Source organism: Paraburkholderia sp. MM5384-R2, assembly GCF_014201025.1.
In the GTDB taxonomy this organism is placed as follows: Bacteria; Pseudomonadota; Gammaproteobacteria; order Burkholderiales; family Burkholderiaceae; genus Paraburkholderia; species Paraburkholderia tuberum.
In genome coordinates this window covers 84,857-99,166 of record NZ_JACHDI010000016.1, presented here as the reverse complement: position 1 = coordinate 99,166, position 14,310 = coordinate 84,857, and the positions used below count along the sequence as shown (strand labels likewise).

At 62.7% G+C, this 14,310-nt stretch carries 12 protein-coding genes and 1 pseudogene; 7 read left to right on the top strand and 6 right to left on the bottom strand.

Annotated elements, in window-relative coordinates; translation table 11 throughout:
- The first annotated feature begins 713 nt into the window (after positions 1-713).
- Positions 714-1,778: a glycosyltransferase family 4 protein gene (locus HDG37_RS23710; protein WP_184051769.1), complete on the top strand. Its 1,065-nt coding sequence runs from the start codon at positions 714-716 to the stop codon at positions 1,776-1,778.
- A gap of 299 nt (positions 1,779-2,077) precedes the next feature.
- On the opposite strand, the gene HDG37_RS23705 is transcribed toward HDG37_RS23710, so the two are convergent.
- Positions 2,078-2,380 (bottom strand): H-NS family nucleoid-associated regulatory protein, encoded by a 303-nt coding sequence (locus HDG37_RS23705; protein ID WP_013090908.1) that lies wholly within the window; start codon positions 2,378-2,380, stop codon positions 2,078-2,080.
- A gap of 287 nt (positions 2,381-2,667) precedes the next feature.
- On the opposite strand from HDG37_RS23705, the gene aqpZ reads away from it, so the two are divergent.
- The 3 genes from aqpZ to HDG37_RS23690 all read left to right on the top strand — a co-directional run bounded on the left by aqpZ (position 2,668) and on the right by HDG37_RS23690 (position 4,930).
- Positions 2,668-3,408, top strand: a complete 741-nt coding sequence (gene aqpZ, locus HDG37_RS23700) for an aquaporin Z (RefSeq protein ID WP_184051767.1) — start codon at positions 2,668-2,670, stop codon at positions 3,406-3,408.
- Between the two features lie 173 nt (positions 3,409-3,581).
- Positions 3,582-4,349 carry a histidine phosphatase family protein gene (locus HDG37_RS23695; RefSeq protein ID WP_184051765.1) on the top strand — a complete coding sequence of 256 codons (768 nt, stop codon included), beginning with the start codon at positions 3,582-3,584 and terminating at the stop codon, positions 4,347-4,349.
- Positions 4,350-4,636: 287 nt separating this feature from the next.
- Positions 4,637-4,930: a PXPV repeat protein gene (locus HDG37_RS23690; RefSeq protein WP_184051763.1), complete on the top strand. Its 294-nt coding sequence runs from the start codon at positions 4,637-4,639 to the stop codon at positions 4,928-4,930.
- A gap of 101 nt (positions 4,931-5,031) precedes the next feature.
- On the opposite strand, the gene HDG37_RS23685 is transcribed toward HDG37_RS23690, so the two are convergent.
- Positions 5,032-5,853 (bottom strand): Cof-type HAD-IIB family hydrolase, encoded by an 822-nt coding sequence (locus tag HDG37_RS23685; protein ID WP_184051761.1) that lies wholly within the window; start codon positions 5,851-5,853, stop codon positions 5,032-5,034.
- 47 nt (positions 5,854-5,900) lie between these two features.
- The gene (locus HDG37_RS23680; protein WP_184051759.1) at positions 5,901-6,791 is read right to left on the bottom strand and encodes a BadF/BadG/BcrA/BcrD ATPase family protein; all 891 of its coding nucleotides are present in this window, start codon (positions 6,789-6,791) and stop codon (positions 5,901-5,903) included.
- A 140-nt stretch (positions 6,792-6,931) separates the two neighbouring features.
- Between HDG37_RS23680 and HDG37_RS23675 the strand changes: the two genes are divergently transcribed.
- Positions 6,932-7,528 (top strand): DNA-3-methyladenine glycosylase I, encoded by a 597-nt coding sequence (locus HDG37_RS23675; RefSeq protein ID WP_184051757.1) that lies wholly within the window; start codon positions 6,932-6,934, stop codon positions 7,526-7,528.
- Between the two features lie 162 nt (positions 7,529-7,690).
- A pseudogene (locus tag HDG37_RS23670) lies at positions 7,691-8,117 on the top strand (hypothetical protein).
- A gap of 100 nt (positions 8,118-8,217) precedes the next feature.
- Here the strand turns inward: HDG37_RS23670 and rpsU are convergent.
- The gene (rpsU, locus tag HDG37_RS23665) at positions 8,218-8,430 is read right to left on the bottom strand and encodes a 30S ribosomal protein S21 (protein ID WP_006050883.1); all 213 of its coding nucleotides are present in this window, start codon (positions 8,428-8,430) and stop codon (positions 8,218-8,220) included.
- A gap of 417 nt (positions 8,431-8,847) precedes the next feature.
- On the bottom strand, positions 8,848-9,789 hold the full coding sequence (locus tag HDG37_RS23660; RefSeq protein ID WP_184051755.1) for an aldo/keto reductase: 942 nt from the start codon (positions 9,787-9,789) through the stop codon (positions 8,848-8,850).
- Positions 9,790-9,996: 207 nt separating this feature from the next.
- Here HDG37_RS23660 and HDG37_RS23655 point away from each other — a divergent pair, with 207 nt between their 5' ends.
- On the top strand, positions 9,997-10,167 hold the full coding sequence (locus tag HDG37_RS23655) for a hypothetical protein (RefSeq protein WP_184051753.1): 171 nt from the start codon (positions 9,997-9,999) through the stop codon (positions 10,165-10,167).
- A gap of 696 nt (positions 10,168-10,863) precedes the next feature.
- Here HDG37_RS23655 and HDG37_RS23650 read toward each other — a convergent pair.
- Positions 10,864-14,307, bottom strand: coding sequence for a tetratricopeptide repeat protein (locus HDG37_RS23650; RefSeq protein ID WP_184051751.1), 3,444 nt, complete (start codon positions 14,305-14,307; stop codon positions 10,864-10,866).
- Positions 14,308-14,310 lie beyond the last annotated feature (3 nt).

Genomic DNA, 14,310 nt, shown 5'->3' with positions numbered 1-14,310 from the left:
CCGCTCGTCTCTGGTCTTGCAAGCATTGTCTCGAAAGGGGGCACAGCCGAAAATCGGAGAGACACCCCAGCTAGGTGACGGATTAATCCGTCATTTGTGTAGGAATTATTCCTACAACCCGGGTTGCGGCGAGGCACGAATTGGGCCGAATTGATGCGCGGGGCGGGACTGACGATGCGCGCTGGGAATTTATACGGCTGCGGCGTGTACCGGATGGTGAGTTTTCAGAACTTCACCGCCGCACCGTAAAACGGTGGAAAAGAATTATAAGACGTTTTCACCCGGCTGCAATCTGGCTCGGTCAGAGACCTTTCCCGGCTTATCCGACCCTCGGGTCCGCCGCTTGCTACGGTGCATTTCGCCTGTCGAGCCTGGTTGAGTCGGCGGAATTACGCTTCCCGATTATGAGGACCTGTTTGCGGCTCGACCTTGCGCGGCAGCTGTAACGGTCGATGTTTCGCGCTGTAACAACATTAAGCGTTTGAAAAATAACTCGAATTACCGCGGTCGATCCCGATAATGAAGGCTCAGGGATTACCCGATAGCTATTTCGGAGCACCCTCGGGCGGGGCAAACCGCGCCCAACCGTCCGGTCAGGCTGACGTACCACGCGCCATTCAGCCGTCGTACGAAGCCCCGGTAAGTATCAAAAATCCGCATGGGATCCGGGTCGGCGCCACAGCGCCAACTCTGATCGACACAGGAGAAAACGCATGCGAATCGCACAAGTCGCGCCGCTCTACGAAGCTGTCCCACCGAAACTCTATGGCGGCACCGAACGTGTCGTGTCGTATCTGACCGAAGCGCTGGTCGAGCTCGGCCATGACGTCACGCTGTTCGCGAGCGGCGACTCGGTCACGTCCGCCAATCTCGAGGCATGCTGGCCGCGCGCGCTGCGCCTCGATCCGACGATTCGCGATGCATTGGCGCCGCACGTGCTGATGATGGAAAAGGTCCGCAAGATCGCGCACGAGTTCGACGTGCTGCACTTTCATCTCGACTACCTGCCGTTCCCTCTGTTCACGACGATGGACACGCCGTTCGTGACCACGCTGCACGGTCGTCTCGACCTGCCGGAATTACAGCCGGTGTTCGACGCGTTCTCGCATGTGCCGGTCGTGTCGATTTCGGATTCGCAGCGTCTGCCGCTGCAGCAGGCCAACTGGCTCAACACGATCTATCACGGTCTGCCGGACCAGTTGCTGACGCCGCAGCCGCACAAGAAGCCCGAATATCTCGCGTTCCTCGGCCGCATCTGCCCGGAAAAACGCGTCGATACAGCTATCAGGATCGCCGCGCAAAGCGGTCTGCCGCTGAAGATCGCCGCCAAGGTGGACAAGGTCGACATGGAGTACTTCAAGCGCGAGATCGAGCCGCTGCTGTCGATGGCGCATGTCGAGTTCGTCGGCGAGATCAACGAGGCGCAGAAACCCGAGTTTCTGTCGGGCGCGAAGGCGCTGCTGTTCCCGATCGACTGGTCCGAGCCGTTCGGCCTCGTGATGATCGAGTCGATGGCCTGCGGCACGCCGGTTATCGCGTTCAACCGCGGCTCCGTGCCTGAGGTGATCGACCACGGCGTGACCGGCTATATCGTCGAGGACGTGCACGGCGCGGTAGCGGCTCTGCAGCGTCTCGACGAGCTGTCGCGCATCGAAATCCGCGCCCAGTTCGAACGCCGCTTCAGTTCGAAAACGATGGCGCGGAACTATATCGACGGCTATTCCGCCTTGATTGAAACGTCGCGGCGCCCGGTATTGCGCCAGGTCGCGGTCGGCTAGGCGCGCATGAAAACGGCCGGCGCTTTTACGGCTGGCCGTTTTCGGCCCGCATTGAAGCGGCGCTGTGAACCTTCGCTTATAACGCCGCAATAGCGGCGAGTCCGGCATCGGAATCGTTTGCGCGAGCGAAAAACGAAGTCTTTTGGCTGCCGGACGCGAAAAAGCCGCCCTGTATGGGCGGCTTTTTTAATACAGGGATGGTTGCGCTTCCACGGTGGATTTGCGCGCGGCGAATAAGCCAAACAGCAAAGAAACCTTCAGACCGCCTTCACCTCGTCTCACATCAGGTCGGCCGGGCGTCACGCCGAGCCAATCAGAAATCGCTCGCGATTCTTGCCGACGATCCATTTGGGCGGCTTGCCGCGCCCGCTCCACGTATTGCCCGACTTCGGGTCCTGATATTTCGCCGGCAGCGGCGTCTTCTTGGGCGGGCGGCCGCGCTTGGCGGCGACCGCGAAACCGAGATCCTGCGCGGTCAGACCGTATTCGGCGATCTTTTGGCGGATGTCGGCGACGACATTGTCGATTTCCGTGCGTCGCGCTTCTTCTGCCTGTGCCTGCAATTTGGCAATCTGCGCCTTGAGGTCTGCATATTGAGACATTCGGTTCTCCCCTTTTCTAGAACTCATTCGACCGCAGACTAGCTGCAATTATAAAAATTCGCAATGGCGGCTAATACCGGTTTAGCGAATTTTCCTCTGATAATTATTAAAGAGTGTGAATTGTAAAAGCTGCGCTTTATCTCGCAATAGTTTATAAATTTTGTGCGGATTGACAATCTTTGACACTCGATTTGGCGCTGTCTGCCTAGAATTGCGCGCTCAAGGTACGTACTCGCCCGTTTCGATGCGTGCTTCTGAAGTACCCATTCTTTTTAGGATCACCAAAAATGCAGTTGTCAAAGCGCCTCGTTGCCGAATTGGTCGGCACCTTCTGGCTCGTGCTCGGAGGCTGCGGCAGCGCGGTCCTCGCCGCCAACTTCGCCGGGCCGGTTCACGGATTGGGCATCGGCTTCGTCGGCGTGTCGCTGGCCTTCGGCCTGACCGTGCTGACGATGGCTTTTGCGATCGGCCACATTTCAGGCTGCCACCTGAATCCGGCGGTGAGCGTCGGACTGGCCGTCGCCGGCCGATTTCCGGTGCGCGATCTTCTGCCCTATGTCGTCGCACAGGTGGTCGGCGCGGTGCTCGGCGCATTCGTGCTGTCGCTGATCGCGTCGGGCAAGCCTGGCTTCGACCTGGTCGCGAGCGGCTTCGCGACGAACGGTTACGGCGAGCAATCGCCGGGTCACTACTCGCTCGCCGCTGCCTTCATTTGCGAAGTGGTAATGACTGGCTTCTTCCTGTTCGTGATTCTCGGCGCGACCGACCGCCGCGCGCCGGCCGGCTTCGCGCCCATCGCGATCGGCCTGTGCCTGACGCTGATCCATCTGGTCTCGATTCCTGTCACCAATACGTCGGTCAATCCGGCGCGCTCGACGGGCCCGGCGCTATTCGTCGGCGGCGTGGCGATCGATCAGCTGTGGCTGTTCTGGGTTGCGCCGATCATCGGTGCGGTGATCGCAGGTGTCGTCTATCCGCTGATCGCTGAGGATCGCAGCAGCGATGCGCGCAAGCTGGCGCTCGACTGACGGCCAGTTCGACGCGCCGGTCCCGCGATCGTCGCGTAGTGGGCATGAATGGGCGCCTCGGCGCCCATTATTCATTGCGCTCGCCAATGCGATATGAATGCCGCGCCGGCCGCGTGCCGGTGGGCACCGCTGCTAGAATCGGGCGACTTCCCAGCCTCGCACAGGTGCTTTCGATGAACCGTTTCCGCGGATTCCTGCATGGCGTCGCACTGTCGCTCGGCGGCCTGTGCGCGAGCACGATGGCGTTGCCGGCCGCGTCCGCGGCGACGAACACGGCGACCGTCGTTGCAACCGCTGCCCCCGTCGTTGCGGCGGCGGGCGGCAATATCGAAACCCTCGTATTCGTTCGGCACGGCGAGAAACCCACGCAGGGGTACGGCCAGCTAGACTGCCAGGGGCTCAACCGCGCGCTCGCGTTGCCGGCCGTGATCGCCGCCAAATTCGGCAAACCCGATGCGATCTACGCGCCCGACCCCGGCCAGCAAAAAGACGACGGCGGTCATCCGTACTATTACGTGCGCCCGCTCGCGACGATCGAACCGACCGCGATTCAATTCCAGATGCCGGTCCAAACACCGTACGGTTTTGCGCAGATCGACCAGCTCGGCAACGCGCTCGTCGACCCGGCCAATCGCGGCAAGCTGATCGTCGTTGCCTGGGAGCACAAGCTGATCGAGAAGCTGTTGCGGCTGATGTTGAGCACGCATGGCGGTCGCGCGGCCGACGTGCCGAAATGGCAAAGCGACGACTTCGACAGCATTTACATCGTCCGACTCGACTGGCAGAACGGCACGCCGCGCGCGAGCTTCAAACACGATCGCGAAGGGCTCGATGGGCGGGCAACCGATTGCCCTTGCGCGGCCTTGCCGGGAGTGTCGGCATCTTCGGCAGGGGCCGCCTCTTCCGCAACTTCGGCCGCTTCGGCGCCCGCGGCGGATTAATTGAGCAATACAGATGTAAGCCGTGTTTACGTGCGCCGGCGCGGCAAGCGGCGAGCGTGCGCGACGAGCCGCCTGCCGGCTTGAATTGACCGGCCGCAAAGCCCCGTGCGGCGCGGCTGCAAGCGAAGTAAGGTATTTGCGCGCAACGTCCGCGCGAGCGTTTTTTCTAGCTTCGATGACTTCGACGATGCTTGCAGTCCGTAACATCTGGTCGCAGTCCAGCCCGCCTCGAGTGCGTACATTGGTCCTGTGCGACAAACCTACGTCGCCTCACAGGAGAGACCAACATGAAACGCATCGTCACTCACTTGCTGGTTGCTGCCGGACTCGCGGCGGGCGCATGCGGTGTCGCGCAGGCGCATACGGATCTGAGCGTCGGCCTATCGCTCGGCGCCCCGGTTTATGCCGCGCCCGTGAGCGTCTACGCCGCGCCCGCGCCGGTGTATTACGGCGGCTGGGATCATCGCTACCCGCGTGGTGACTACTACCGCGACTATCACCGCGATGATCGCGGCTGGGGTCACGACAACCGTCGCTGGGGTCATGACAATCGAGGCGAGCACCGCGGCTGGCGGGATTGACGAGCGCAAGCAGAGCGCACGCTGCGCGCTGCGCGAGCAACTTTTGCGGCCCGCATCCACGCGAGCGGATGCGGGCCGCTTTCAATCGCAGTGACTACGGTTCAAGATGCCAGTTCGTCGTTGATCGCAAACAGTTTGCGCAGATGATGCGCAACGCCCGCCTCGAAATTGTTGCCGATGCGCGGCACATGCGGCAGACGGGTGATCAGATCGGGATTGGCGTTGTTCATCATGAATGGATGGCCGGCCGTCTCGAGCAGATCGATATCGTTCATGTTGTCGCCGAACGCGACGCAGTGCGACGCGTCGACACCGAGACGCTCGAGCACGATCTGCAGGGCGCGCCCCTTCGACACATTCGCGGTCATCACTTCGAGACAATCCGGCAATGAATACGTCACGTACAGTCGTTCGCCGAAGTCGCGTTCCAGATTGGCGGCCACCTGCGCGAGATCGGCGGGGTCGCCGATATACAGCGCCTTGGCAATGTCGACGCCATCGTGCTTCGGCAGGTCGGTCACTTCGTACGTGAAGCCGGAATCCTGGTGAAATTCCAGCAGATGGGGCGCGTCGCGGTCGATGAGCCACGCCTCGTCTGCAAACAGACTGACGATCACTCGACCATGCGCGCCGACAATTTCGGGCTGCACGAGACGCTGGACGATCGCCGGCGGCAAATCGTCGGCGTGGATCACCGTGTTGCCAGGCGCGTGAATGCGCGCGCCGTTCGACGTGATCAGATACGGATTGATGCCGAGCAGATCGCGGATGCCCGCGACGTCGCAGTAATGCCGCCCGGTGGCGATGACGAACTGCAGCCCGTCGCTTTCGAGCTTGCGCACCGTGGCGACCGTGAACGGGTCTACCTGGTGATCGGCGTTGAGCAGTGTGCCGTCGAGATCCGTGGCGATGACTTTATACATGGTGAGTCCGGCGGCTGAGCCGTCGAGGCAGCGTCAAAGCGGGTATTTTACAGGTCTCCTCGAGCCAGCCGCTGCGCCTCGCGCCGCGCCAGTTGCAAGCCGCCATGCGCCGAATCCGCCCGCGGCTCGCGCAGGCGCGCCTGATACGCCCGCGGCACGTACTTGCGCAACGGCGTACCGAGGCCTCCGCATAACGCGACCGGCAGCGCGCCCGTCGCGTCCAGCGCGGCGATCATCTTGCCGACTTCGACGCCGGCCTCGCCGAGCAGCCGCGTCGCGAACGGATGTGCGCGGTGTTCGATCGCGATCGGTGCGAGCCGCGCGTAGGCAGTCTGATTGGCCGTGCACAGCCACACGACGAGACTGTCGCGATCCCGCGCGCCGGTATGCGCGAGCAGCGCTTGCGTGAGATCGTCGACGGCAACGCGGCCGTCCAGCGCCTGTTGCGCGTGCACGATCAGCCGGAGGCCGAGCCACGCGCCGCTCGCTTCGTCGCCCGATGGAAAGCCGTAGCCGCTGGCCATGCGGAATTCGCCGTCGCTCGCGAGCGAAGCCGCGACGCTGCCGGTGCCGAGTGCGACGATCACGCCGGGCGCGCCGTCGTGCGCGCCGAGCAGGGTCGTGTAGGCGTCGGTTTCGACGGCCAGTCCGGCGAGCCGCGGCGCCTGCTGGTGAAACTCGGCGAGCCAGTCGCGATTGTTGACGCCCGCCAGTCCGCAACCGAGCACGCAGCGCGACCAGTCCAGCGCGACTCCGGCTCGCTGGAACGCTTCGCCGCAGGCGGCCTGAATGGACTGCCATGCGCGCGGGATGCCGAGCCCAAGGCCCGATGGGCCGCTTGCCGCTTGCGCCAGTTCGCGGCCCTGCGCGTCGCCGAGCACGACGCGCGTGCCGGTGCCGCCGCCGTCGACGCCGATCAGAAAGAAGTCGTGGTTCATCGAATCGAATCAGTTCCGTGGGTGAATAACGCTTAGCGTGGCAGGTCAGTTTGAATCGCGCAATTAGCCGATTGGCCAGCTTGCGGCGCACACCGCTTCCGCTATGCTGGCGAACGACATGACCACGCGGGGGCACGACAGTGACACAACGATGCAACTGGGTATCGAGCGAAGCGCTCGCACGGTACCACGACACCGAATGGGGTGTGCCCTCGCACGACGACCAGCACCTGTTCGAGATGCTCGTGCTCGAAGGCGCGCAGGCCGGTTTGTCGTGGTCGACCATCCTCAACAAGCGCATCGGCTACCGCCGTGCATTCGCCGACTTCGACATCGACAAGGTCGCGGCCTTCACGCCGAAGCACGTGGATACGCTCGTCGCCGATGAAAGCATCGTGCGACATCGCGGCAAAATCGAGGCGGCCATCCTGAACGCGCGCGCTGTGCGGCAGATTCAGGCCGAACATGGCTCGCTCGCGAACTTCGTGTGGTCATTCGTCGACGACACGCCGATTCAGAACGAATGGGCTTCGTATAAGCATGCACCTGCGTCGACGGAAGTATCGGACGCGCTAAGCAAGGCGCTCAAGCGCTACGGCTGCAAATTTGTCGGTTCGACGATCTGCTATGCATTCATGCAGGCGGTCGGCATGGTCAACGATCATGAGACGACCTGCATGTGTCGTGAGCGATGCGTGTCGCTGGGCAAGAAGGGGCGTGGTCGGAAGGCGAGGTGAGGCCACGGCGTCCGCGGGAGGCGCAAACGCGTGAATTGGCGCCCTTTCATGCTCGTAGTCGGCCCTTCGTCGGACGACGCACGGCGGATACTCGTCGCCATGCGCTCAGGCGATGCGCGCTCAACAACAAATAACTACCGCCTCGGACGCGGGAGACCAACCATGAAAACACTTAGCTTCCTGACCCACCAGGACATTTACGATCAGTCCGTCACGCATCTGTTCGAATAGAAACGCGCTGCATTGCTACCGAGGGGCGGCGGCGCTTACCGCGGCTATTGCGGCGGCTGCCCGGTCGGCAACCTGATCAAGCTGCGCGATTACATGACCGCAATGGAAGGCGTTCCGGTGCGCTTCATCGGCAAGCCACTGGCCGAAGTGCCCGCTTACATGGATGTCGGCTTGGCCGCGCTGAAAAAAGCGCTGCTTCGCAGCCCGCATCAACGTATACGACCCGGTGACCGTCGCTTTGCTCAGTTGCATGCAAAACGTGCACGACGTGTTCGGCACATGGGAGTGGCACGACCGGCTGGGCTCGATCGCGCGCGAGTTCGGGCTGTCGGCCGAGCGGCTGAGGAGCGCGGCGTAACGGCTGCACGCAGGGGCAAAATCCGACGCCGCAAAAGCAAAACGGCGATGTGGCTTCTTTCGAAGCTCACACCGCCGTTCGGCGTATGTAAAAAGCGTGCTTAGTGCAGCTTTTTCGGCAGCATCTGGCTGCGCAGACGCTTGTGCAGGCGCTTAACAGCTGCTGCCTTCTTGCGCTTGCGAGCCGTGGTCGGCTTTTCGTACGACTGGCGTTCACGCAGTTCAGCGATCAGGCCATTCTTTTCGATTGCGCGACGAAAGCGGCGAATTGCCACTTCGAACGGCTCGTTTTCCTTCAGAAGAATCGTCGTCATGTAATTCCTAACTCAATCACTAGATACGGGTTTAATTGCATGGCGGTAACCGCTCAGGTCACCACTCACGCGCCGGCCCTCCGGTCGCTCCGATTCATGGCCAGTAACAGGCAAACGCGAGGCTGATAAACAACCCCGGCCAAACCACGAATGAAGCGAGAGGCAAAGCGGCCACGGAGGCCGGAAAAGAGAGGTGGGGAGTTCACCGCGGAACGCGGACAGACGTACTGCAAAAGCCGCGTTTGTTGCCGTTTCGCCAACCTTTCATCAACGAAGAACACTGACGAAACAGGCAAAGATCTCAATTCACTCCCAATCATATCAGGAAACTCTCCATCCTACCAGGGGGTTACCGATTGCGCCAGGCTTTTCCCTGGCGCGGATGCCCCCGCGTTGGCGGCCGAGGTGTCCGCCTGATCAGGCGCTCGCTTCGTCCAGCTCACGAATATCGTCGACGGCGAGGGACAGCTGGACGGCCGCGACCAGGCTCTTCAACTGCTGGACCGAGGTTGCACTCGCAATAGGGGCCGTAACGCTTGGGCGCGCAATCAGCCATGCAAGCGCGATCGCGGCCGGCGTGCTGCCGTGCCGTTGCGCGACGCGGTCGAGCGCGCCGAGAATCCGCAAGCCGCGCCCGTTCAGGTATTTTTCGACCCGGCTCCCGCGCGCCTTGCCGGCCAGATCGGCCTCGCTGCGGTATTTGCCTGACAGGAACCCGCTCGCGAGGCTGTAGTAGACGACCACGCCGAGATGATTCGCGAGCGCCACCGGCTCGCTGTCGCTCTCGTATTGCGCGCGGTCGTACAGGTTGTACTCGGGCTGCAGCAACTGATACCCAGGCAGCCCGTGCTCGCGCGATACCGCGAGCGCTTCCTCGACGCGCGCGCCACTATAGTTAGACGCGCCGATCACGCGCACCTTGCCCGCCTCGATCAGCTTCTGATACGCACCGAGCGTTTCGGCGAGCGGCGTCGCGGTGTCGTCGTCGTGGGAGAAATAGACGTCGATGTAATCGGTTTGCAGGCGGCGCAGCGAGTCTTCGACCGCCGCCTGGATATTTGCGGCCGATAGCCCCTTGCGCTGCGGATGCTTCGACACCTTGGTCGCAAGCACGATCCGCTCGCGCTTGCCGCTCTGATGGAACCACTTGCCGAGGATCGTCTCCGACTCGCCGCCCTGGTTGCCGGGCACCCAGGCCGAGTAGACATCGGCGGTGTCGATGAAATTGAGTCCGGCTTCAACGAACGCGTCGAGGATCGAGAAAGAGGTGGCTTCATCGGCCGTCCAGCCGAATACGTTGCCGCCGAACATGAGCGGGGCGACCTGCAACGAGGAAGTGCCGATCCTGCGTAGTTCCATGATGGCTCCAGGTATGAGTGGGCGAACGCAATGCGGGAAATGGGTGGGCGAACCCGGGACGGTTGAGCATACGCCGCCTTGCACTACGTTGCAGCCCCCGGGCACGAAGGCTACGCCGCACGCCTCGCGCTTGAACGCGGTCGATGCGTGGCGCAAAAGATGGCGCAATAGTTTGCGCGCGTCTTAAGTTTATTCAGAACACCGCTGGTGTTCACGAATGCCGCCGGCGGCAGCGTCACGAACAACCGCGACGCGGGCACGCGCTACGTGCAGGTGTCGGTCCCGCGGCAGATCACGATCATCGACAACGGTCAGACGGTGTTCCAGAGCGTGCAGGCAGACGGCTCCGCCTACGTCGCCGCGCCGGGTCCGTCTTGAGCGTCCCGATCTCGAGTACGCCCGAAGGACGGCGACGCGTTCAGCGTGACGCCCGGCAATGCGAGCGCCAACAGGCAACACGCCTGCGGGTACGGCGGCGCTCGATAACGCGCTCACGACGGGCGAGGCGCGGCTCTCCAACTCGTACTCGAACGTGGTCACGATCCTGGCTTCGGTAGGCGGAGGCGTCACAGAAAACCTTCTCGTCCGCGCAGAACCTGTCGCTCTTCCAATACATCAATCCCTGGTGTGGGCGAGAGGCTGGCACACGCCGCCAGGCACACCAGCCTCCCCGCAAGCGCAGCCGCACAGCGCATATTTTTCAAGCGCGCTTCCAAAGCGCCCGCTCAGCCCCTGGTCGTAGCGCCGCTGCCACGCACCCCAGCTCCTCGACACATGCTCGCGCTGCTCCATGCGCTGCCGCCGGAATTGCGCGTCGGTCTCGTTTGGCGGGGCAAGCCGCAACATCACAACGACGCAAACCGGTCGTTGCCGGCGGTCGCGTTGCTCGCGCCGCTCTGGCGGAAGAGGTGGTCGAGCGGGTGCGGGAGAGGTTGGCTAGTTGGCCCTGATTGAGTGCACGCCCATGGCTACGGGATACCAAGGCATTAGCACCGCCGATAGTCTGTCGCCTGAACTATCGCTCTACCCCACGTGCCCGCAACAAAGCTTTAGCTGACCGACCAGGCGCAATGATCACTTCAGGAACGTCGACCACGCCTGGTGTTTGCGGTAGTACTGATCCTCCGCAGCATCCAGTCCGTTGTCCTTGTACCAGGGCAGATGCCTGCACGTGTACCGTCCACCGAAACGCACTGCAGCCAGATGAGTTTCGCGGCGGAAGTACCGTTTGTTGTAGACCGCAAAGGTCGTATCGATCGGCGCGCGAAAGATCGGGTCACCGTTGGCGCTCGCCGCGATCTGCTGTTGCCAGAAGCGTGCTTCCCAGTCGATCAGCCCATAGTTCTTCACGCCGTCCGACTGCATGATGGAGAGTGCTTTCTCGTCCATCAGCGCGGGTTGCGAGATGTCGAGAGCAAAGCCGGCCTTGCCGATTTTCAAAGCTTCCGTGGCGTCTATCAGGTCGAACAGGAAAGTATCGGGCAACTCGGGATTCAGTTCGAGATCGGGATCGGTAATGCAGAAAATGTCCGGCAGCCGGTGATAGATGACGTCTGAAAGCATGAACGCGCGCGGCCCGACATTGTGGTCGAGCCGTGCGACGCTCACCGTATCCTGGATGCTGGCGAGGTAGTCGAGCATACCGGGGGCGCTCGATGCGTTGTCCACGACGATGAGATTGCGCAATCCTCTGCCTTGGAGCTGCGACACCATCCGGCGCAGATATGTGACGTTGTTAAAGGTCGGGATCAGAACCGGCACGTTGGCGATCAGGGCGCCGACTGGATGCCGGTATTGCCGGCTATCCGCCCTGAGCGCTGCCAGCTCGCTCGCTGGCTCAGCCCGGTTGACCGGCGCGATGCGCTCAAGATCGCTCACGTATTGTGAGACTCGGCTCAGTTCCTGGCGGATGTTCCTGTCGTTCGGCAGCAGAGTATTGGCCTTGCGCAAAGGCTCCAGTGCCTCAAAGGGTTTCCCTTGCTGCCGTAGCGACGTCGCCAGCATGTGCCATGCCTTGCCGATTTCTGGCAAGAGCGTGGTGAACTGGCGGGCTACAGCTTCGGCCTCGGCAAACTGCTGCTTGTCGAGCAGGAGCGTGAGCGTATCGACGAATTCACCGGCCAGCGCGGCGCGCTGCTCGGGCGACAGGCCTGCTGGGCTGTCCCCGGCGGTGTGCGCATTGCTGACATGCGCCAGAACCTCGAAATGCTCAGGCTCCAGTCCGTCGCACCACCGCTGCCACATGGTGCGAAACGCGCGCGAGGCGGCGTTGGAGATCGCGCCGGCGTCGATCAGGACCGACTGTCTGCAGTACTCGCGCAGCTCGCCGCGCACTACCGCGAGCGCTTCGGGGTCGGCGGCCAGCGTGGCGCACTTGCGCACGAAGTCGTCCTTGTCCTGCGCAACGAACGCTGAGTCGAGCCCGAGGTGCGAGAGCCATCCCGTGCTGCCGCGGCTCGCCATCGAAACGCCGGGCAGGGTCATGGTGGGCACGCCCATCCACAACGCTTGCATGGTCGTGGTCGAATTGCCGAAGGGCAACGTGTCGAGACAGACGTCGATCAGATTGTGCTGCTGCAGGTAAGTCGGAACATTCCCGCGCTGCAGAAAACCGATACGGCTCAAGTCGATCCCTTCGCTCGCGAACATCCCGTTCAGCTTGGTCATCTGCTCCGGTGCCGTAATCGCGCCGATGAGCATGCGCGATCCTGGCACCTCGCGCAGCACGCGTGCCCAGAGCGCCACGACTTCCGGCCCGATCTTGACGATACGGCTAAAGCTGCCGAAAGTGATGAAGCCGTTATTCAGGGCGGGTAATTCGTTGACGTCCGGCGCGTGTGGGTGCGGCTTGAACGGCGCGAGCGCCGGCAGGAACACGAGCTTTTCCGAAAACTGGCGCTCGAACTGTTCGAGCGGCGTGACGAAACGGTCCGACAGGTAATAGTCGACGGCATCCAGGCCTGTTGTGGCCGGATTGCCGATCCAGCTCGCCTGGACGGGCGCCGGCTTGTGCGCGAAGGCCACGAGCCGGTTGCGGCCGGTATGACCGGACAGGTCGATGAGGATATCGATGCCGTCCTCGCGGATCTTCTGCGCGACTGCGTCGTCGCTCATGAGGAAGATTTCGCTCCACGTCTGAGCATGGGCGCGAATCTGCTCGGTGAAGCCGTCGGTCACCGCGTAGTTCGAATAGATGTGCAGCGACAGACTCGAATCGAGCGCCAGATGCTCCAGCACCGACAGGAAGAAATTCGCAACCGGATGACCGAGCAGATCACCGGAAACAAAACCGACTCGCAGGCGCCGCGACGGATCGCGGTCATTGGTATGCCGGGGCTGACGCGCACGCAGCGGCGCTTCGTGGCGCACTGCAAACTCGCGGAACTCCGCGAATACACTGAGCGCGTCCAGATCGGGCTTGTGCATCAGGTTGAACAGCAGGTTGCTGTGGGTTATCGCCTGCATCGGTGCCAGTTCGAGCGCACGGCGGAAGGCGGTTTCGGCTTCGTCGTACAGACCATGCTTGAGCAGCGAGTAGGCAAGCGCGTCGCACGCGAGGGCGTCGTTCGGCGCCAGTTCCACGGCACGGCGGAGATGGACGATCCCCTCGGCGTACCGGCCCATCTCCCCTAAGGCGGCACCCAAGTTGCGATGTAGCACGGCGCTTTCGGGATATTTTTCGAGCGCCTGGCGGCAATGCGCTTCGGCTTGCTGATACTGGCGGGTGGTAATCAGCCCGTCAGTCAGCATCGTCCGGGCGGCAATGAAGTTGGGAAGCAGGCGGGCGGCGTGCTCGGCCGCCTCGACGGACTCGTTGTAGCGGCCCGTGCGTTGCAGGACACGCCCAAGTTCGTACCAGCATTCGCCATGCGACGGGTATTGATGCGTCAGGCGGCGGGAGACCTTCAGCGCCGCCTCGAGTTTCCCGCTGTTGAAGAGATGCTGGAGCTGGCGCATCTTCTTGAGGCTTGCTCGGCGCGTGTCGAGCTTCACGCGCTTGTCCGTATCGGATGCCGCAGGGGGGCGCGAGTCGCTCCCGCTCGCATCAGCCTGGGAAGCGGGCACGGTCGCAGCCTCGGGCTCCGGCGTGGCCGGGAGCGGCGCTTCTTCCCCATTGATGCGCGCGTACAGCATCTGGACGGCCGCCTCGGGCAGGCCTTGTTGCCGCGCGAGGTCAAGCGCGATCCGCGCCGCCTCGGTCTGCTGGCTGGCGACGAGGGCGTTGATGTAGTAGACCCAGATCTGCCCATTTTTCGGCACCTGCCCGAGCGCCGCCTCGAAATGCGGCACTGCTTCGGAGGGCCGCCCCGTTTGCATGAGCAGCACTCCGAGGTGGTAGTGCGCGTCGGTGTGATCGCTTGCGGCCATTAGGACGGAGGCATAGCGCGCGGCCGCCTCGTCATATTCCTGCTGGCGATGATGTTCGATCGCGCTCTGCATGGCGAGCGCGATGTCGTGATTCTGCTGCGATTCGGCGGCAGGCGTGGCGGTGCAACCCGAAGGGAGGAAGGGGGTCATGAC

Bases quoted from the DNA above. Each gene is read 5' to 3' on its own strand.
- HDG37_RS23710 (WP_184051769.1), top strand. From the start codon at position 714: ATGCGAATCGCACAAGTCGCGCCGCTCTACGAAGCTGTCCCACCGAAA.
- HDG37_RS23705 (WP_013090908.1), bottom strand. From the start codon at position 2,380: ATGTCTCAATATGCAGACCTCAAGGCGCAGATTGCCAAATTGCAGGCA.
- aqpZ (WP_184051767.1), top strand. From the start codon at position 2,668: ATGCAGTTGTCAAAGCGCCTCGTTGCCGAATTGGTCGGCACCTTCTGG.
- HDG37_RS23695 (WP_184051765.1), top strand. From the start codon at position 3,582: ATGAACCGTTTCCGCGGATTCCTGCATGGCGTCGCACTGTCGCTCGGC.
- HDG37_RS23690 (WP_184051763.1), top strand. From the start codon at position 4,637: ATGAAACGCATCGTCACTCACTTGCTGGTTGCTGCCGGACTCGCGGCG.
- HDG37_RS23685 (WP_184051761.1), bottom strand. From the start codon at position 5,853: ATGTATAAAGTCATCGCCACGGATCTCGACGGCACACTGCTCAACGCC.
- HDG37_RS23680 (WP_184051759.1), bottom strand. From the start codon at position 6,791: ATGAACCACGACTTCTTTCTGATCGGCGTCGACGGCGGCGGCACCGGC.
- rpsU (WP_006050883.1), bottom strand. From the start codon at position 8,430: ATGACGACGATTCTTCTGAAGGAAAACGAGCCGTTCGAAGTGGCAATT.
- HDG37_RS23660 (WP_184051755.1), bottom strand. From the start codon at position 9,789: ATGGAACTACGCAGGATCGGCACTTCCTCGTTGCAGGTCGCCCCGCTC.
- HDG37_RS23650 (WP_184051751.1), bottom strand. From the start codon at position 14,307: ATGACCCCCTTCCTCCCTTCGGGTTGCACCGCCACGCCTGCCGCCGAA.